The following is an 18,185-nucleotide window of genomic DNA, read 5'->3' on the forward strand; positions in this document are numbered from 1 at the left end:
GCGGCCGACCCCACCCGGGATCGGCCGCCGCTGCCCGGTCAGGCGGGCTGGACGCCGGGGCTGCCGTTCTCGACGACGTAGGTGGCGCGGGTCGAGATCGGTGCTCCCGGGCGCTCGATGTACGGGACCACGCGGTAGTCGCTGCGCCAGAGCTCCGGGGTCAGGGTGCAGCGGACGTAGCCGCGCTGGGCGTTGAAGAACTTCATGTGCGGGTTGGCGGCGAGCATCGTGCGGCCCTCGTCGGTCATGTCGGCGCCGTCGCCGCCGCTGCTGATCGACGTGCCGACGAACTCGCTGGCCACCGTGGGCGAGTCCGGGTCGTCGAAGTCGCGCTTGAGGTCCCAGGCGTAGTTCTGGTGCCGGTCACCGGTGATCACCACCAGGTTGCGCACGCCGCGGTGGGCCGCACCGGCCAGCACCGCGTTGCGCTCGGCCACGTAGCCGTCCCACGGGTCCATGAACAGCTTCTTCGCCGGGCCCGCGTCGAGGTCGGTCTCGCCCATCGGCGCCTGGTTGCCGAGGATCTGCCACGTCGAGCGGTTCCAGGAGAAGCCGTCCAGCAGCCATTCCCGCTGCTGCTCGCCGAGGATCGTGCGGCGCGGGTCCAGCCGCTCGTCGCAGTCGTACTTCGAGCCGTCGCCGCAGGGCTGGTCGTCGCGGTGCTGGCGGGTGTCGATCATGGTGAGGTCGGCCAGGTCGCCGAACTTCAGCCTGCGGTGCAGCCGCACGTTCGGGCCGTCGGGCATCGCGGTGCGCCGCAGCGGCAGGTTCTCGTACATCGCCTGGAACGCCGCGGCCCGCCGCCGCAGGAACACCGCGGGATCGTCGTCGTCCTGGGAGATCTCCCCGGCCCAGTTGTTGTCCACCTCGTGGTCGTCCATGGTGGTGATCCACGGGAACGCCGCGTGCGCGGACTGCAGGTGCGGGTCGGTCTTGAACAGCGAGTACTGCAGGCGGTAGCGGTCGAGGCTCGTGGTCTCCGACTTGAACTCCGAGCCCAGCGCCACGCCCCGCTTGTTGCCGGTCTGGTCGTACTCGTAGAGGTAGTCGCCCAGGTGCACGACGAAGTCGAGGTCCTCGGCCGCCATGTGCTCGTAGGCGGTGAAGAAGCCGTCCTTCCAGTGCTGGCAGGAGGCGAAGGCGAACGACAGCGAGGCCAGCGCGGCGGCGCCGGCGGGCGCGGTCCTGGTGCGGCCGACCGGGCTCAGCTCACCGGCGGCGCGGAAGCGGTAGAAGTAGTCGCGGCCCGGTTGCAGGCCGGAGATCTCGGCGTGCACCGAGTGCCCGAGCTCCGGGGTCGCGGTGGCCGAACCGCGCCGCACCACGTCGCGGAACGACTCGTCGGTGGCCACTTCGTACTGCACCTGCACGGGTTTCGCGGGCATGCCGCCGGAACCGTCCGCGGCCAGCGGCTCCGGTGCCAGCCGGGTCCAGAGCACCACGCCGTCGGGCAGCGGATCGCCGGAGGCCACGCCCAGCGAGAACGGGTACCCGCCGCGAATCCGCACCTCGGCCGCCGCGGTGCTCCACGCGCCCGTGCCCAGCAGGACCGCAGCCGCGCCCGCCCCTCCGATGCCCAGCACCTTGCGGCGGTTCAGCTTCCCGGACATGCACTGCTCCTTCCGATCGGACAACGGGCCGATTCTGCTGATCACGGGCATCCGGAAGATCGCGATCAGCCGTCGCGGAGATGAACGCCGGGCGAGCCCGCGGCCGGAGTTGACCGCGAACCCGCCCGCACCGCCGTCACGGCAGGCTGATCGCCACCACGTCGCGGCCGAACCCGGCGACCTGGTCGGCCAGCCGCCGCGCCCACGGGTGCTCGTCGGGGCTCAGCCCGCCGAGGTCGACCTTGAAGCGCACCAGGTCCGGCCCGCGCACCACCTCGGCGGACGCACCGCGCTCGGCGAGCAACCGCTGCACCTGGTCGGCGACGGCCGGACGCACCGAGAGGATCAACCGGCCCGGTGTTGCCGCGGTGGGCTCGGCGCGGACCGCCGCGGCTGCCTGGGGCGCGTTCGCCGGTCGAGGCCCGGTCATGGCGTTGCGCAGCAGCTTGGCCGTGCCGTTGGTGAAAGCGCGGTAGTTCGGGTCGAAGCCGAAGAGCACCACCCGGCCGCCGCCCGCGGCTTCGTCCACGACCGCGGTCCTGCCGTGCAGCTGCTCGGCGCCTTCGGCGAACCCGGAGACGTACCAGTCCGGATCGCCCGCGGCGGGGAACGCCGCCACCGACGACTCCGCCGGGGCCGACCACACCGCTTCGTACTCGTACATCGCCCACGCCGTCGGGCCGACGCCCTCGGCCAGCGGGCTGTCCTGATCGACCTGCATCCGGACGAGCGCGCCGGGGACGTCCGACGTCGGCTCGGCGTAGGTCGCCGAGGTGAGGCCCAGGCGCACCGCCAGCCGCGAGGCGTCGCGCAGCGCGATCAATGTTCCGCCGCCGCGGACCCATTCGGTCAGCGCGGCCCGGCCCTGCTCGCCGAGCGCGTCGAACGCTTCCTGGTCCGAACCGTTCGGGATCACCAGGACGTCGTGACCGTCCAGCGCACCGGCCGCGATCTGCTCGGCGGTGAGGTCGCCGAAGTCCAGCCGCTGGTCGTCCAGCCACCAGCGCAGCCAGCCCGCCGATTCCGTCGCCGCGCTGCCGCCCGGCAGTTGCCAGACCGCCGTGCGCGGCGCGTCGACGACCGGCCGCGCCACCGGTTCCGCCTGCTCCGGCAGCGGCATCGCCCGCGGCCGCAGGTCGGCACCCGATCGTCCGCCGCTGATGTTCTCCACCAGCGGGCCGCTCCAGGCAGTCACATCGTAGAAGTACGGGAACGGGACGTAGCTGTTCTCGTTGAGCATGGCCTGCACCCAGTGCTTCTGGCCCTGCGCCATCGGGATCCACAACGTGCCGGCGGGCAGCGTCGCCGACTGCTGGTCGCGCCCGTACTCGGTGTAGTCCGGGACCTCCAGCGGCGTGGTCAGCCGGTAGACCTCGACATCCATCCGCTGGAGCCGTCGCGCCAGGCGCTGCACCTCGGCGGACTTCGCCGGGTCGTCGGTGCGCAGGAAGTAGTGCTTGACCGCGATGTCGGGCACCGGGTTGGTGATCTCGCCGTCGTTCCAGTAGAGCTGGTTCGGCTCGAGCTCACCGGCCGCGCCCTGCCGCTGCGCCTCCAGGTGCTCACCGCGCCACTCCGCCAGCAGCTGCCGGTCCTGGGCCCCGGCGGCCATGAGCGTCGCCCAGATCGCGGTGTACTGCTCGCCGACCCGCTCCGGGACCGGGTCGCCGGAGTTCTTCTCGAAGGTCATCCCGGCCGCGTTGAAGCCGGTCAGCGGCACGGTGTCGCCGTAGCCGAGGTACATCAGGTCGTAGGACTCGCCGTTGAAGTACGGGATGCCGAAGCGGCCGAACGCCTGCTGCATCGCCGGGCCGTAGACGTTGTAGACCCAGTTCAGCGGGGTTTCGCCGATGTCGTGGTAGACCGGGTCGGCGTTGGGCGGGAAGAAGTAGTCCGGGCTGCCCATCTCGTGGGCGTCGACGAACATCTGCGGCGGCAGCTCGCGCAGCTTCTCCAGCTTGCCCTCGGTCTCGGGCTGGGTGCGGGCGAACCAGTCGCGGTTGATGTCGAAGCCGTAGGCGTTGCGGCGGGTGTCGGCCTCCCGCCCGTCCGGGTTCTGCGTCGGCAGCACCACGACGACCGCGTGGTCGAGGATGCTCTGCGCGGTGCAGTCGGTGCGGGCCGTCAGCTCGTACAGCACGCGCAGCGCCGCGTCCGTGCCGCTCTCCTCGTCGCCGTGCACGTTCCCGGCGACCCACAGCACCGCCGGGGTGTCGCGGATGATCCGCTGCGCGAGGGGTTCCGGCGTGTTCGGGTCGCGCAACCTGTTGAGCTGCCTGCCGATGTTCTCCAGCGCGCCCGGCCGCACCCACTTCTCCTGGCCGACCACCGCGTAGCGCAGCGGGCGCCCCTGCACCGAGGTGGCCAGCTCGCCGTCGACGACGTTCGGGCTGGCATCGGCGAGCGCACGCAGGTAGGTGTCGGACTCGTCGGTGGTGACCTCGCGCTCGCCGAGGTCGGCGCCCAGGACCTCGCGCGCCGTCGGCACCGAATCGTCGACCGCCGGCGGGGTGAACGGATCGCAGGACGGTGCCGCGACCGCCTGCGGCGCCGCGAGCAGCGGCAAGGACACCACCAGCGCGGCTGCGCCGGTCGACCACTTCGAGCGGCCGGATCCCCGGAACGTGAACATCGCCATCGGACCGTCCATCGCTAGGGTGCGGAATCGAGGAGCGAGTCGATCACGCCGTCAATCCGGTCGCAAGCGCCGGAAGGACGCGAACGGGACGACGGAAACTGTTGCTCACCCCGATGAGGCGAAGATCGGTGACGTAGGGTCGCGGCAAGCGGCAGAGGAGGATCGATGGCCGAAACCACCGGTGGCGAACCGTTCTTCACCCCGGACGGGGACCAGCTCGTCCCGGCTCCGCACGCGGACAGCCCCTGGGCGCCGGACATGATGCACGGGCGGTTGTTCGGCGGGCTGCTCGCACGCGCGCTGGAACGCGAGCACGGCGATCCGGACCTGCACTTCAGCCGGTTGACCGTGGATCTGTTCCGCAACGCCAAGCTCGCCCCGGTGCGCGTGGAGACCCAGCGCGTCCGCGACGGCCGCCGCATCCGGGTCGCCGACGCGACGGTGTTCGCCGGGGACGCGCCGGTCGCGCGGGCCAGCGCGGTCATGCTGCGCCGCGGCGAGCAGCCCGCGGGCACCATTCCCGCCACGTCCGCTTGGGACGCTCCGGAGCCGGACGAGCTCGGCCCGCCCCGGCCGGATCCCCACGGCTGGGTCCCGCCGTTCGACGTGTGGATCCTCGACACCGACGGCAGACCCACCGCGGACTGGCGGGCCAGCGGTCCGCGCCGCGCGTGGGTGCGGGACCGGTGCGACCTGGTGGCCGGTGAGTCGACGTCGCCGCTGGTGCGCGTCGCGCTGGCGGGCGACTTCGCCAGTCCTCTGGTGAACTTCGGGCAGGACGGGACGCTGGAGTTCATCAACGCCGACTACACGCTCACCCTCGGCCGGCTGCCGCGCGGCGAGATCATCGGCGTCGAGGCGACCGGGCAGCTCAGCGCGGACGGCGTCGCGGCGGGCAGCTGCACGTTCCACGACACCCGGGGACCGATCGGGTTCAGCACGCTGACCGCGGTGGCCAACCCCGCGAGCACCTGACCGGATCGTTCCGGACCGCGCCGTGATCGTGCCTTCCCGGTCGCGGCGCGGCCGGGAAGACTTCCGCTCGTGAACAGAGCACTTCTCGTAGTCGACGTCCAGGAATCGTTCCGGCAGCGGCCGCTGTGGCAGGCCATCTCCAACCCCGGCATCGTCACCCGGGTCAACCGCCTGGTGGACCTCGCCCGCGCCGAGGGGGACCTGGTGGTGTGGGTGCTGCACAGCGAACCCGGCAGCGGCGGCGTGTTCGACCCGGTCAACGGGCACAACCGGCTCCAGGAGGGACTCGTGCCCGCCGACGGCGAACCGCTGCTGACCAAGACCTCGCACAACGCCTTCACCACCACGAACCTGCACCAGCTGCTGACGCAGCGCGGCATCCGCGAGCTCCGCGTGGCGGGCATCCGCACCGAGCAGTGCTGCGAGACGACCACCAGGGTGGCCTCCGACCTCGGCTACGACGTCACGTTTGTGACCGACGCGACGGCGACGAACCCGATCGCGCACCGCGACGCCCCGGCCGACCAGACGGTGGCCGAGCTGCTGGCCGATCCGCGGACGCTGCACAGCGCGGAGATCATCGCCCGCACCGAGTACGCGCTGTCCGGCCGCTTCGCCACCATCCGCACCGTCGCGGAGCTGACCGGCACCTCGGAGTGACCAGATCGTGCCCGCCCCGCGCTCGGGCGGGCACGTCTCGGCCACCTCGGTCATCGTGGTGTCGCGTAGGCTGAACCTCCCGCGCGATGGACAGGGGGCCGAGGTGGCGGAGACGACGGTGACCGGGGTGCTGGCCGAGCTGGCCGCGCTCGAGGACCCGAAGGTGCGTGCGGTCAACGAGAAGCACGGCGACGATCACGGTGTGCACCTCGGCAAGCTGCGCGCACTGGCCAAGCAGCTCAAGACGCAGCAGGAGCTCGCCCGCGAGCTGTGGGCGACGGGCGATTCCGCGGCGCGGCTGCTGGCGACCCTGATCTGCCGCCCGAAGGCCTTCGAGCGCGACGAGCTCGACGCCATGCTCCGCGAGGCGCGCACCCCGAAGGTGCAGGACTGGCTGGTCAACTACGCGGTGAAGAAGAGCCCGCACGCCGAGGAGCTGCGCCTGGCCTGGTTCGCCGATCCGGACCCGGTGGTCGCCAGCGCCGGGTGGGCGCTGACCACCGACCGCGTGGCCAAGAAGCCCGCGGGCCTCGACCTGGCGGGGCTGCTCGACGTCATCGAGGCGGAGATGAAGGACGCCGCGCCCCGCCTGCAGTGGGCGATGAACAGCTGCCTGGCCCAGATCGGGATCGACCACGCCGAGCACCGCGCCCGCGCGCTCGACATCGGCGAGCGCCTGGAAGTGCTCAAGGACTACCCGACACCGCCGAACTGCACGTCTCCCTACGCGCCGATCTGGATCAACGAGATGGTGCGCCGCCAGGGTTAGATCTGCAGCGCGGCTTCGATGCGGGCCGCGGCGGCGACGACCTGGGCTCCGAAGCGCTGGCCGGGGCTGGGCAGCAGGCGTTGCGTCGGGGCGGAGAGGCACACCGCCGCCACGGTGTCACCGTGCAGGCGGACCGGTGCGCTGACCGATCCGACGCCCGGGGCGCGGTCCTCGACGCTCTCGACCCATCGGTGCCCGTCCGGGTTCCGCTCGCCGAGCAGGATCTGCGCCGCCGAGCCGCGCGGAAGCGGCAGCAGGCTGCCCACCGGCTGGCTGGCGCGCAGCTCCTCCGCCGATTCGATGCTCACCACGCACAGCCGGCGATCGGCGCGACGCACCCACAGCTGCGCGGATTCCCCTGTCTCCGCGCACAATTCCGCCAGCACCGGCTGCGCGGTTTCGGCCAGCGCTGAGGTCGCGAAGCGCGGGCCGAGGTGGAAGCAGCCCGCGGCGTCCCGCCGCAGCAGGCCGTGCGCGACGAGCGCGGTGGCCAGGCGGTGCGCCGTGGACACGGTCAGCCCGAGGGCCCTGGCCAGGTCGCTGGTGCCCATCGGGTTGCTCTCGACGCAGTCCAGGATCGCGACCGACCGGTCCAGCACCCCGACACCGGTGGCGAACGGTTCGGCCATCGCCTAGCGCCGCACTTCGGCCGGTACCGCGGGGATCTTCGCCAGCGCCGACGGCAGCGCGTGCCCGACCAGACCGGCGAGGTGCTCGCGCAGCTCACCCAGCTTCGAGACGTCGATCCCGGTGTCGACGCCCTCGCGGTGGAACAGGTGGATCAGGTCGTCGGCGGCGATGTTGCCGGTGGCGCCCGGGGCGAAGGGGCAGCCGCCGAGGCCGCCGAGCGCGGCGTCGAACCGGCGGATGCCGCAGCGGTAGGCCTCCCAGGCGTTGGCGTCGGCCATGCCGTAGGTGCTGTGCAGGTGCAGGCCGATCCGCTCGATCGGGAACACGTCGCGCACGGCGGTGACCGCGCGGGTGATGTCGCTGGGCGAGGCCGCGCCGATGGTGTCGGCGAGGTGCAGGACGTCGACGCCGATCCGCTCGTAGTGCCGGGCGACGCGCACCACGCGCTCCACCGGGGTGTCGCCGTCGAACGGGCACACGAACGCCGTCGCGATGCAGCCCTCGGTGCTCACCCCGGCGTCGTGCAGGATCTCCGCCGCGCGGGCCAGTCGCTGCATCGCTTCTTCCGTGCTGACACCGGAATTCGACTCGCTGTGGCCTTCGCTGGCCGACATCACCAGCCGCGCGTGCTTCGCACCGGCCTCGACCGCGCGCTGCGCGCCGCGCTCGTTGAGCACGAGCGCGTGGAAGGTCGCGGGCCGCCCCGCGAGCCCGGTGACGACCTCGGCGGTGTCGGCCATCGTCGGCACCCGCTTCGGGCTGACGAACGAGCCGATCTCCAGGCTCTGGAAACCGGCCTCCACCAGCAGCTCGCCGAACCGGACCTTGTCCGCGGTGGGCACCACCACCGGCTCGATCTGCAACCCGTCGCGCAGCGACACCTCGGTGATGAGCACCATCAGATCACTCCTTCGGTCCGCAGCTCGTCGGCCTGCTCGGGCGGGATGCCCAGTTCGTCGAGGACTTCGCCGGTGTGCGCGCCGAGTTCCGGGCCGAGCCAGCGGGTGCGGCCCGGTTCTTCGGAGAGCTTGGGCACGATGCCCGGGAACAGCACGTCGCGGGTCTGGTCCTGCTCGATGCGCACCGCGTGGCGCTCGTGCATGCCGCGCGCCGCGTAGTGCGGATCGGCCACGATGTCCGGCACGTCGTAGATGGGTCCACTGGGGACGGACGCGCCGGCGAGCAGCTCCAGGACCCGCGGGCTGTCCGCCGTCGCGGTCCAGGCGTTGATCGCCGCGTCGATCTCGTCGCTGCGCTCGACGCGGCCCGCGTTGGTCTGCAGCTGCGGGTCCTCGGCCAGGTCGGGCCGGTCGATCAGCCGCATGAGCCTGCCGAAGATGGCGTTGTTGTTGCCGCCGACGACCACGTACTTGCCGTCCGCGCACAGGTAGGTGTTGGACGGGACCACGCCGGGGATGGTCGGGCCGGTGGCCTCCCGGGTGACGCCGAAGGCGTCGAAGTCCGGCACCGAGGACTCCATGAGCGAGTAGATCGCTTCGTAGAGCGCGACGTCGACGGTCTCGCCCGGCCGGCCGGCGCGGCGGCTCAGCAGGCCCATCAGCGCGCCGATCACCGCGTAGAGGCCGGCCACCGAGTCGGCCAGGCTGACCCCGGTGCGCACCGGCGGCAGGCCCGGGTAGCCGGTCAGGTGCCGCACCCCGCCGAAGGCCTCGGCGACGCCGCCGAAGCCCGGGCGCTCCCGGTACGGGCCGGTCTGGCCGAAGCCGGAGATCCGCACCAGCACCGCTTCGGGGTTGACCGCGCGGATCTGCTCCGGGCCGAGGCCCCACTTCTCCAGGGTGCCGGGCCGGAAGTTCTCCAGGACGACGTCGGCACCGGCGATCAGCCGCCGTGCGATGTCCTGCCCGCGCTCGGAGCGCAGGTCCAGGGTGATCGAGCGCTTGTTCCGGGCCATGGCGCGGAACAGCAGCGACACGTCACCGCCGTGCAGCCGCCAGTTGCGCAGCTCGTCGCCGGTGCGCGGGCGCTCGACCTTGATCACGTCGGCGCCGAACTCGGCCAGGATCCGGCCCGCGGTCGGCGCGGCGATGAAGTTGCCCAGCTCGACGACCCGGACCCCGGTCAGCGGGCCGTGTCCCGTGGACGTCATCGGGTCCTCTCCTGTTGTCACGTGCGATCTGCGGCAGGGCGATGTGCGCGCCCGTGGGCCACGAGGTGTCCGCCTCCGCGAGCCCTGCTGTGCCACTATTTGGGAAACCCTTCCCAAAACTGACCAGCAGCGAACGTAGCCGCCCGGATCAGCCCGCACAAGGCCCGCTGCACGGGAAGTTCCGCATCGACTACCGGGCGATTCCGCACGATCACGCACGGCGACGAAAAAACGCCGTGAGCGGCGGTTGCCGCGCTCACGGCGTGCGGGAAGTGCGGATTCAGCGCAGGGGGTTGGCCTCGACGAGCTCTTCGGGCGCGGAGAGGCGCCACGCCTCGTAGACCAGCTCTTCGAGCTCGTCGGCGGCGATCTTCGGCAGCTGCACCACGACCCAGCCGTAGCCGCCCGCGGTGAACTGGACCTCGAACACCTCGGGGCGCTCCGAGACCAGGGCGATCTGCTCGGACAGGGTCTGCTTCAGCCCGACCGTCTTGGTGCGCGGCCAGTGGTAGCCGAAGCCCTTGCCGCGCACGCTGAAGGACGTGTAGTCCCGCCCCTCGCGCTGCTCGACGTCGGCGAGTCCTTCGATGATCCGGAAGAACCGGCTGCTGGCCACACCCATGCCGACATCATCGCGCACCGCACCGACAGGCACCGCTCACGCCCTGCCGCGACGGTCTTGATCGCCGCGCCGCCGTGTGTATTCTGTGCCGGTCCGCCTTCGTCCCCGCCGGTAGAGCACAACTCTTCCCCGGCGCACGAGCGCTGCCCGCGGCAGAACTGGAGCCGACCTCGCGCCGGCCCCGACGAAATCGGATGTGTCCAATGTCGGACATCGTTGTCTTCGCCAACACCGCGATCACCATCGTCGGTGTCGTGGTGCTCATCCTCCGGGTCAAGATCAGCCCGGCGATCGCGCTGGTGCTCGGCGCGATCTACCTGGGCCTGGTGTCGGGCCTGGGGCCGGAGCAGACGATCAAGTCGATCACCACCGGGTTCGGCGACCTGATGGCCGAGGTCGGGCTGCTCATCGCCTTCGGCGTGCTGCTCGGTTCGCTGATGGCCTCGCTGGGCGCGATCGAGCAGCTGGTCGATCGCCTGGTGCGCCTCTTCGGCCCGAAGACGCTGCCCTACGCCTTCGGCTCCACGGTCGGCACCGTGCTGCAGTCGATCTTCGCCGACGTGCTGCTGGTGATCACCGCGCCGCTGGCCAGCCGGTTGTCCCGGCAGATCGGCCCGCACGGCGCGGCCCGGATGTGCGCGGCGATGGCGCTGGGCATCGAGGTCGGCCTGGTGTTCGTGGTGCCCGGCGTGGGCGCGGTCGCGCTGGCCGGGGTGCTGAACCTGCCGTTCGGCAAGATGTTCGTCTTCGGCCTCGTCACCGCCGTGTTCACCATCGTCACCACGCTGGCGCTGTTCACCGCGCTGGCCAAGCGCGGCCTGTGGAACCCGAAGCTGGACGAGACCGAGGAGCTGCCGGTCGCCGACGTCGAGCCCGCGGCGGACCGCCGGTTCCCGCCGCTGGCCCTGTCGCTGTCGCCGCTGCTGCTGGCGCTGGCGCTGATCGCCTTCGGGGCGATCGCCGAGATGATGGGCCTGACCTCGCCGGTGGTCGACTTCCTCGGCGACCCGGTCATCGCGCTGCTGATCGGCCTGGTCGGCGCGCTGGCCATCGCCCGCTGGAAGCTGCCCAAGGAGCAGACCGAAGCGGCGTTCAAGCGCGGGTTCCACGAGAGCGGGCAGATCCTGATCCTCACCGGCGTGGGCGGTTCGCTGGCGCAGACGGTCAAGGACGTCGGGCTCGGCGAGCTGCTGAAGGACTACTTCACCACCAACACCCTCGTCCCGCTGCTGCTGGTCTGGGCGGTCGCGGCGGTGCTGCACATCGCCGTCGGCTCGGTGGTGCTCGCCTCGATCACCGCGGCGGGCGTGCTGGGCCCGGTGATGCCGATGCTGGGCATCGACCCGGTCTTCGTCGCCCTGGCCGCAGGTGCGGGCTCGCTGTTCGTCATCCACGCCACCAGCAACACCTTCTGGCTCCTGCAGACCCTGCTGCCGCAGACCACCCGCGGCGCGCTGAAGTCGGTGACCCTCACCGTCTCGGCGGCCTCGGTCATCGCCATGATCCCGATCCAGCTGATGGCGTTCCTGTTCTGAGCCCGGGTGCGTCGGCCGCACAGAGGTTTCGGCAGGTGATGGCCCGTGAGCGTTTTGTGGTGCTATAGCCCCACAAACCACTCACGGGCTTTGACCTGCAGCGGGTGCCGTAGGCTGGGCGGATCGTGCGACGCATCGTCTTCCTGCTGCTGCCGCGGCTGCACCTGCTCGACCTCGCCGGGCCCGCGCAGGTGTTCTCCACCGCGGCCAACCTCGGCCACGACTACGCGCTGTCCTACGTCGGGCAGGGCGAGAACGTGCTGAGCGCGCAAGGACTTCCGCTGCACGCGGGCACCGAGTGGCCGGAGCTGACCGCCGACGACCTGGTGCTGGTGCCCGGTTCGCGGGTGCCCGATCCACCGCACTGGCCGCGGCTGCACGCGGCCTCCGCCGAGCGGCTCCGCGCGCACCACGCCGCCGGTGGCGCAGTGGCCAGCGTGTGCTCCGGGGCCGACGCCCTGGGGCAGGCCGGGCTGCTGCACGAACGGCGCTGCACCACCCACCACGACCTGCAGGACGAGCTCGCGCGCCGGTACCCGACGGCGACCGTGGTGCGCGACGTGCTGTTCGTCGAGGACGGCCGGATCACCACCTCGGCGGGCATCGCCAGCGGGATCGACCTCGCGCTGCACCTGGTCGCCACCGACCACGGCCCGGGAGCGGCGGCCAGGGTCGCGCGCGACATGGTCGTCTACGCCCGCCGCAACGGCGAGGACCAGCAGGACAGCGCGATGCTCCGCCACCGCGCGCACCTCAACGACGCGGTGCACCGCGTCCAGGACCTCATCGACGCCCGCTTCGCCGACCCGCTGCCGCTGGCCGAGCTCGCCGCCGCCGGCGGCTGCAGCGAGCGCACGCTCACCCGCTCCTTCGCACGCGCCACGGGGCTCACGCCCCTGCGCTACCAGCAGGCGCTGCGCATCGAGCGCGCCGAGCACCTGCTCGCGCAGGGCGCGACCGCCGACGCCGCGGCGCGGGCGGTCGGTTTCACCGACTCCCGCATGCTCCGCCGCCTGCGCGCCCGGGAGCGCTGACACCGGATCGGCGTACCCGTTCGCCGTGACATCCGGTGGTCGGCTGTTTAGCATCGGGTTCGCCACTTGGAAGTGTCTTCACGATGATGAAGTGAGGGTGATCCGGTTGCCGTCGCTGGATGAGTTGGGATTCCGCCTGCACGCCGACGATTCGGTCCTCATCGCCCGCACCGACGTGGCCGCGGGCACCTACTCCGGAATTCACGTGCCCGCCGAGGTGCCGCGCGGGCACAAGCTGGCCACTGTGGACATCGCGGCGGGCGCACCGGTCCGCAAGTACGGCCAGATCATCGGTTTCGCGTCACGTCCGATCGCCGCGGGCGAGCACGTGCACACCCACAACGTGGACTACCAGGAGTTCCACCGGGAGCACGCGCACGGCGCCGACGTGGTGCCCACCGAGTACGTGCCGAGCGCGCAGCGCGCCACCTTCCAGGGCTTCGTGCGCCCCGACGGCCGGGTCGGCACCCGCAACTACCTCGCGGTGCTGACCTCGGTGAACTGCTCGGCGACCGCGGCGAAGATGATCGCCCGCCGGATCGAGGCCTCCGGCGTGCTCGACGACTACCCGAACGTCGACGGCGTCTGCCCGCTGACGCACACGCTGGGCTGCGGGCACAGCGGGCAGGGCAACGAGGGCTTCGAGGTGCTGCGCCGCGCGCTGCGCGGATACGCCGGGCACCCCAACCTCGCCGGGCTGCTGGTGATCGGCCTGGGCTGCGAGGTCAACCAGGTCAAGAGCCTGACCGAGGACCTGCGGCTGCCGCCGGGCATGCCCGTGCACGCCATGACCATCCAGGAGCTCGGCGGCACCAAGAAGACGGTGGCCGAAGGCGTGCGGCGGATCGAGGAGATGCTGCCGGTGGCCAACGCCTACCAGCGGCAGACGGTGTCCGCGGACAAGCTCGTGCTGGCCATGGAGTGCGGTGGTTCCGACGCCTACTCCGGCATCACCGCCAACCCGGCGCTCGGCGCGGCGGCGGACCTGCTGATCCGGCACGGCGGCACCGCGGTGTTCGGCGAGACCACCGAGATCTACGGCGCCGAGCACCTGCTCACCCGGCGCGCGGTCAGCCGCGAGGTCGGCGAGAAGCTGGTGGAGCGGATCGCCTGGTGGGAGAAGCACGTCCAGATCGACGACAGCTCGATCAACAACAACCCCTCCCCCGGCAACAAGGCGGGCGGGCTGACCACGATCCTGGAGAAGTCGCTGGGCGCGGCGGCCAAGGGCGGCACCACCAACCTCGTCGACGTCCTGCAGTACGCCGAGCCGATCACCGGCCACGGCCTGATGTTCATGGACACCCCCGGCTACGACCCGGTCAACGCCACCGGGCTGATCGCGGGCGGCGCGCAGCTGCTGTGCTTCACCACCGGCCGCGGCTCGGCGTTCGGCTGCAAGCCCGCGCCGAGCATCAAGCTGGCCACCAACACCCCGCTCTACGAGCGGATGACCGACGACATGGACATCAACTGCGGTGTCATCGCCGACGGCGAGCTGACCGTCGCCGAGATGGGCGAGCAGATCTTCCAGCACGTCCTGCGGGTGGCCTCCGGCGAGGAGACCAAGAGCGAGGAACTCGGCTACGGCGAGGAGGAGTTCGTCCCCTGGCACCTGTCCACAGTGCTCTGACAGCGGTGTCCGATTCCCGCCGGACACCGGCACTCGCCGCACCGCATGATCATCGTCATGAGCAACGCAGACGACGTGCTGTTCGGCCACCTGCGCCGGACGAACGAGGACTTCGCCGACCTGGTGCGCTCGGTCGGGCCCGAGCAGTGGACCGCCCGGACGCCCTGCCCGGACTGGGACGTGCGCGCGCTCGTCAGCCACCTGGTGCAGGCGAACGTCATCTACCGGATGCTGCTGCGCGGCGGCAGCAGCGACCAGTTCCTGACGATCCGCGAGCACGACACCCTCGGCGCGGACCCGGCCGAGTCGTTCCGCGCCGCCGCGGCCGAGTGCCTGGCCACCTTCGCCGAAACCGGTGTCCTGGAACGGGAGGTCGACTACCCGTTCGGCCCGGCCGACGGCCGAAAGCTGCTCGGCCTGCTGATCGCCGACACCGTGGTGCACACCTGGGACCTCGCCCGCGCCATCGGCGCCCCGGAGGACCTGGATCCGCGGCTCGTCGAGTGGGTCGACGACAACTTCGAACGCCTCTACGCCGAGGTCGCCGAAGGCCCGCTCGACCCGGACTCCACGCACCGCCACTTCGCGGCGCCCTCGGTACCGGCCACCGCCGAAACCGACCAGCACCGCATGCTGCGCCGCATGGGCCGCGAGCCGTGATCCGGGTTCAAGCGTCCTGGGCGCAGCGGAAGCCGGTGTTGCCGGTGGAGGTGTCAGGGGTCAAGCCCTGGCGGGCGGATACCCGGTAGCGGCGGCAGTACGAGTCGTGGCACAGGTAGGAGCCGCCCCGGGCGCTGCGACCGGGGCTGCCGGGGGCGAACCGGTCGGCGCACCACTCCCAGACGTTGCCGGTGGTGTTGTGCAGGCCGAAGGCGTTCGGTTCGAACGCGGTGACCGGGCAGGTGCCGCACCAGCCGTCGGAGCCGTCGTCGTGCTGCGGGAACGCGCCCTGCCAGACGTTCATCCGGTGCTCCCCGCCCGGTTCCCGCTCCTCGCCCCACGGGAACGGGCAGCCGGCGAGCCCACCGCGCGCGGCGTACTCCCACTCCGCCTCGGCCGGGAGACGCAGCCCGGACCACGCGCAGTACGCCTGCGCGTCGCTCCAGGACACGTGCACCACGGGATGATCGGCCCTTCCGTCCACATCGGACCCGGGACCTTCCGGGCGGTGCCAGTCGGCTCCCTCGACCTGGCGCCACCACGGGGCCGCCGCGACCCCGCGGGTCGGCGGGAAGTCGTCGGGCAGCAGGCCCGCGAACACGAAGGACCAGCCCCACCGCTCGGCCTCCGTGCGGTAGCCCGTGGCGGCGGCGAACTCGGCGAACTCCGCGTTGGAGACGGCGGTGCGGCTGATCCGGAACGGGTCGACCCGCACCGTCCGGACCGGCCCCTCCTCCGGGTAGGCGAGCTCGTCCTCGCTGCCCATCAGGAACGAGCCGCCGTCGAGCCGCACCATGCCCTCCGTCCGGGCGACAGCGGCGGGCGAGACGTCGACGGCCGTCGTGGACCGTCCCGCCGACGGTGCGCAGCAGGCCCGTTCAGTCATGGGCGGCCTTGAACCGGGCGCGATCCCGGTCGGTCTCGGCGTTGTCGTGCAGGTCCTCGCCCAGGTCGACGCGGACCCGGTGCAGCCGGCCGGTGAAGGCGTTGTCGGCCACCGGGTAGTCGTCGGTGACCGGCGTCGCGCGGTCGACGCCGATGTCGAAGGTCTCGTCGAAGGCGAAGTAGTACGGGATGGTCTTCGGGACGACGACCTCGCCGACCTGCTCACCGTCGACGTGCAGCGTCACGTCACCGCCCCGGCCGACACCGCCGCCGTGGTAGGCGAAGTCCACCTGGATCTCGTGGCGCCCGGCGGCCAGCGGTGCGCGGGCCCGCGCGGTGTGCACCTCCAGGCCGAAGTAGTTGTAGGCGTAGCAGAGGCGCCCCTCGCGGAAGTACACCGACCAGCCGCCGAAACGGCCGCCCTGGGCGATGATCACGCCCGCCGCCGCGCCGTCGGTCTCGACCGAGGCGGTCACCCGGTGCGAGCGGTTCTTGACGTTCGGCGCGGTCTCCTCCGTCAGCCGCTTGGCACCGGCGTGGAAGGTGATCGACCGGCGCTCGCCCATGAGGTCGAGCCGCCCGGCCTCCTTCGGGTTCTCCCGCTCGGTCATCCGGTCGTCGAGCGGGAACACGCCGTGCCTGCCCGCCTCGACCAGGAACAGCTGCTTGAGCTCGTTGAGCTTGCCCGGGTGCTCGGCGGCGATGTCGCGCGCCTGCGTCCAGTCGACCGAGGTGTCGTAGAGCTCCCACTGGTCGTCGTCGAAGTAGCGGCGCTGCTCGCCCTGGACCATCTCCCACGGCGTGCCGTGGCGGGTCACCGCCATCCAGCCGTCGTGGTAGATGCCGCGGTTGCCGACCATCTCGAAGTACTGCAGCCGGTGCCGGTCCGGGGCGTCGGCGGCGTTGAAGCTGTAGAGCATGCTGGTGCCCTCGATCGGCTTCTGCGCGATCCCGTCCACCTCGACCGGGTGCGGGATGCCCGCTGCCTCCAGCACCGTGGGCACCACGTCGATCACGTGGTGGAACTGGTGGCGCACCCCGCCCCGCTCGGCGATCCCGCGGGGCCAGTGCACGATCATCCCGTCCCGGGTGCCCCCGAAGTGCGAGGCGACCTGCTTGGTCCACTGGTAGGGCGTGTTCATCGCCAGCGCCCAGCCGACCGGGTAGTGGGCGTGGGTCGTCGCGTCGCCGAGCGCCTCGGCGTTGTCGAGGATGAACTCGGCGCTGTCCGGGATGCCACTGGCGAAGCGGTGCTCGTTGAGCGTGCCGCCGAGCCCGCCCTCGGCGGAGGCGCCGTTGTCGCCGAGGATGTAGATGAACAGCGTGTCGTCCAGCGCGTCGAGCTCCTCCAGCGCGTCGACGAGCCGTCCCACCTGGTCGTCGGTGTGCTCGGCGAAGCCCGCGTAGAGCTCCATCAGCGAGGCCGCCGCCCGCTGCTCGGTCGCCGACAGCTCGTCCCAGTGCGGCACGCCTCGCGCCCACGGCGCCAGCTCGGCGTCCTCGGGCACCACGCCGAGCTCCTGCTGCCGCCGCAGCGTGATCTCCCGCTGCCGGTCCCAGCCGTGGTCGAACGCGCCCCGGTACTTGTCGCGGTACTCGCGGGGCACGTGGTAGGGCGCGTGGGTGGCGCCGAAGGGCAGGTAGGCGAAGAACGGGTGGTCCGGTTTCAGGGATCGCTGGTCGCGCACCCAGTCGATCGCGTGCTCGACGAGGTCCTCGGACAGGTGGTAGCCGTCCTCCGGCCTGCGCGCGGGCTCCAGCGGGGTCGTCCCGTCGAACAGCAGCGGGTACCAGTGGTTCATCTCCGCGCACAGGAACCCGTAGAACTTCTCGAAGCCCTCCCCGGTCGGCCACCGGTCGAACGGTCCCGCGGCGCTGACGTCGCGAGCCGGGGTCTGGTGCCACTTGCCGAAAGCGGCGGTGTTGTAACCGTTTCCGCGCAGCACCTGCGCCAGCGTCGCGGCGCTGCGCGGGCGGATGCCGGTGTAGCCGGGTGCGGCGCTGGCCATCTCGGTGGTCACGCCCATGCCCACCGAGTGGTGGTTGCGGCCGGTCAGCAGCGCCTGCCGGGTCGGCGAGCAGATCGCGGTGACGTGGAAGCGGCTGTAGCGCAGACCGCCGTCGGCGAGCCGTTCGGCGGTCGGCATCCGGCACGGACCGCCGAACGCGCTGGGCGCGCCGAAGCCCATGTCGTCGATGAGCACGACCACCACGTTCGGCGCTCCCTGCGGGGCTCGCACGGGTTGCACGGGTTCGAACGGGGGCCGCTGGTCACGCGCGTCCAGCGCGGTGGTCGGCATCCCGGCCTCGTCCGGGATCGGCAGTCGCTCGCGGGAACGGGCGGCGTCGCTCATCCACACCTCCAGGCGCATCCACCGATGATCTTCCACATCCGCGGCGGATCCACCAAGACGACGGGCTTCC

15 protein-coding genes are annotated in these 18,185 nt (G+C 71.8%); 7 read left to right on the forward strand and 8 right to left on the reverse strand.

Going from position 1 to position 18,185, the window contains the following annotated elements:
* Positions 1-38: 38 nt before the first annotated feature.
* Together OU416_RS10310 and OU416_RS10315 are read right to left on the reverse strand one after the other, a co-directional pair.
* Positions 39-1,610 (reverse strand): alkaline phosphatase D family protein, encoded by a 1,572-nt coding sequence (locus OU416_RS10310; RefSeq protein WP_270926653.1) that lies wholly within the window; start codon positions 1,608-1,610, stop codon positions 39-41.
* A 136-nt stretch (positions 1,611-1,746) separates the two neighbouring features.
* Complete coding sequence (locus OU416_RS10315; RefSeq protein ID WP_270926654.1) at positions 1,747-4,248, reverse strand: M14 family zinc carboxypeptidase; 2,502 nt, start codon at positions 4,246-4,248, stop codon at positions 1,747-1,749.
* Between the two features lie 165 nt (positions 4,249-4,413).
* Here OU416_RS10315 and OU416_RS10320 point away from each other — a divergent pair, with 165 nt between their 5' ends.
* The 3 genes from OU416_RS10320 to OU416_RS10330 all read left to right on the forward strand — a co-directional run bounded on the left by OU416_RS10320 (position 4,414) and on the right by OU416_RS10330 (position 6,652).
* Positions 4,414-5,223, forward strand: coding sequence for a thioesterase family protein (locus OU416_RS10320; RefSeq protein WP_270926655.1), 810 nt, complete (start codon positions 4,414-4,416; stop codon positions 5,221-5,223).
* Positions 5,224-5,292: 69 nt separating this feature from the next.
* Entirely contained in the window at positions 5,293-5,883 is a 591-nt protein-coding gene (locus OU416_RS10325; protein WP_270926656.1) for a cysteine hydrolase family protein, read from the forward strand.
* 103 nt (positions 5,884-5,986) lie between these two features.
* Positions 5,987-6,652 (forward strand): DNA alkylation repair protein, encoded by a 666-nt coding sequence (locus OU416_RS10330; RefSeq protein WP_270926716.1) that lies wholly within the window; start codon positions 5,987-5,989, stop codon positions 6,650-6,652.
* Here OU416_RS10330 and OU416_RS10335 read toward each other — a convergent pair.
* From OU416_RS10335 to OU416_RS10350, 4 genes are all read right to left on the reverse strand, one after another.
* Positions 6,649-7,281, reverse strand: a complete 633-nt coding sequence (locus OU416_RS10335) for an IclR family transcriptional regulator (protein ID WP_270926657.1) — start codon at positions 7,279-7,281, stop codon at positions 6,649-6,651. The two genes, OU416_RS10330 and OU416_RS10335, sit on opposite strands and share 4 nt — an antisense overlap.
* Before the next feature lie 3 nt (positions 7,282-7,284).
* Positions 7,285-8,181: a hydroxymethylglutaryl-CoA lyase gene (locus tag OU416_RS10340; RefSeq protein ID WP_270926658.1), complete on the reverse strand. Its 897-nt coding sequence runs from the start codon at positions 8,179-8,181 to the stop codon at positions 7,285-7,287.
* A complete protein-coding gene (locus OU416_RS10345; RefSeq protein ID WP_270926659.1) occupies positions 8,181-9,392 on the reverse strand; it encodes a CaiB/BaiF CoA transferase family protein in 1,212 nt (403 codons plus the stop codon). Before OU416_RS10345 ends, OU416_RS10340 begins: the two co-directional genes overlap by 1 nt.
* 280 nt (positions 9,393-9,672) lie before the next feature.
* A complete protein-coding gene (locus OU416_RS10350) occupies positions 9,673-10,014 on the reverse strand; it encodes an MmcQ/YjbR family DNA-binding protein (protein WP_093149523.1) in 342 nt (113 codons plus the stop codon).
* A 203-nt stretch (positions 10,015-10,217) separates the two neighbouring features.
* Between OU416_RS10350 and OU416_RS10355 the strand changes: the two genes are divergently transcribed.
* From OU416_RS10355 to OU416_RS10370, 4 genes are all read left to right on the forward strand, one after another.
* A complete protein-coding gene (locus tag OU416_RS10355; RefSeq protein ID WP_270926660.1) occupies positions 10,218-11,549 on the forward strand; it encodes a GntP family permease in 1,332 nt (443 codons plus the stop codon).
* 125 nt (positions 11,550-11,674) lie between these two features.
* Positions 11,675-12,583, forward strand: coding sequence for a GlxA family transcriptional regulator (locus tag OU416_RS10360; protein ID WP_270926661.1), 909 nt, complete (start codon positions 11,675-11,677; stop codon positions 12,581-12,583).
* 97 nt (positions 12,584-12,680) lie between these two features.
* Positions 12,681-14,216, forward strand: a complete 1,536-nt coding sequence (locus OU416_RS10365; protein ID WP_270926717.1) for a UxaA family hydrolase — start codon at positions 12,681-12,683, stop codon at positions 14,214-14,216.
* Positions 14,217-14,273: 57 nt separating this feature from the next.
* Positions 14,274-14,876 carry a TIGR03086 family metal-binding protein gene (locus OU416_RS10370; protein WP_270926662.1) on the forward strand — a complete coding sequence of 201 codons (603 nt, stop codon included), beginning with the start codon at positions 14,274-14,276 and terminating at the stop codon, positions 14,874-14,876.
* 7 nt (positions 14,877-14,883) lie between these two features.
* Here the strand turns inward: OU416_RS10370 and OU416_RS10375 are convergent, their stop codons facing one another.
* Both OU416_RS10375 and OU416_RS10380 read right to left on the reverse strand, forming a co-directional pair.
* A complete protein-coding gene (locus OU416_RS10375) occupies positions 14,884-15,762 on the reverse strand; it encodes a formylglycine-generating enzyme family protein (protein ID WP_444420563.1) in 879 nt (292 codons plus the stop codon).
* A complete protein-coding gene (locus OU416_RS10380; protein WP_270926663.1) occupies positions 15,755-18,115 on the reverse strand; it encodes an arylsulfatase in 2,361 nt (786 codons plus the stop codon). The genes OU416_RS10375 and OU416_RS10380 overlap by 8 nt, the downstream gene beginning before the upstream one ends.
* Between the last annotated feature and the right edge of the window lie 70 nt (positions 18,116-18,185).

Origin of the sequence: Saccharopolyspora indica, from assembly GCF_027853965.1 — a bacterium.
Lineage (GTDB): Bacteria > Actinomycetota > Actinomycetes > Mycobacteriales > Pseudonocardiaceae > Saccharopolyspora > Saccharopolyspora indica.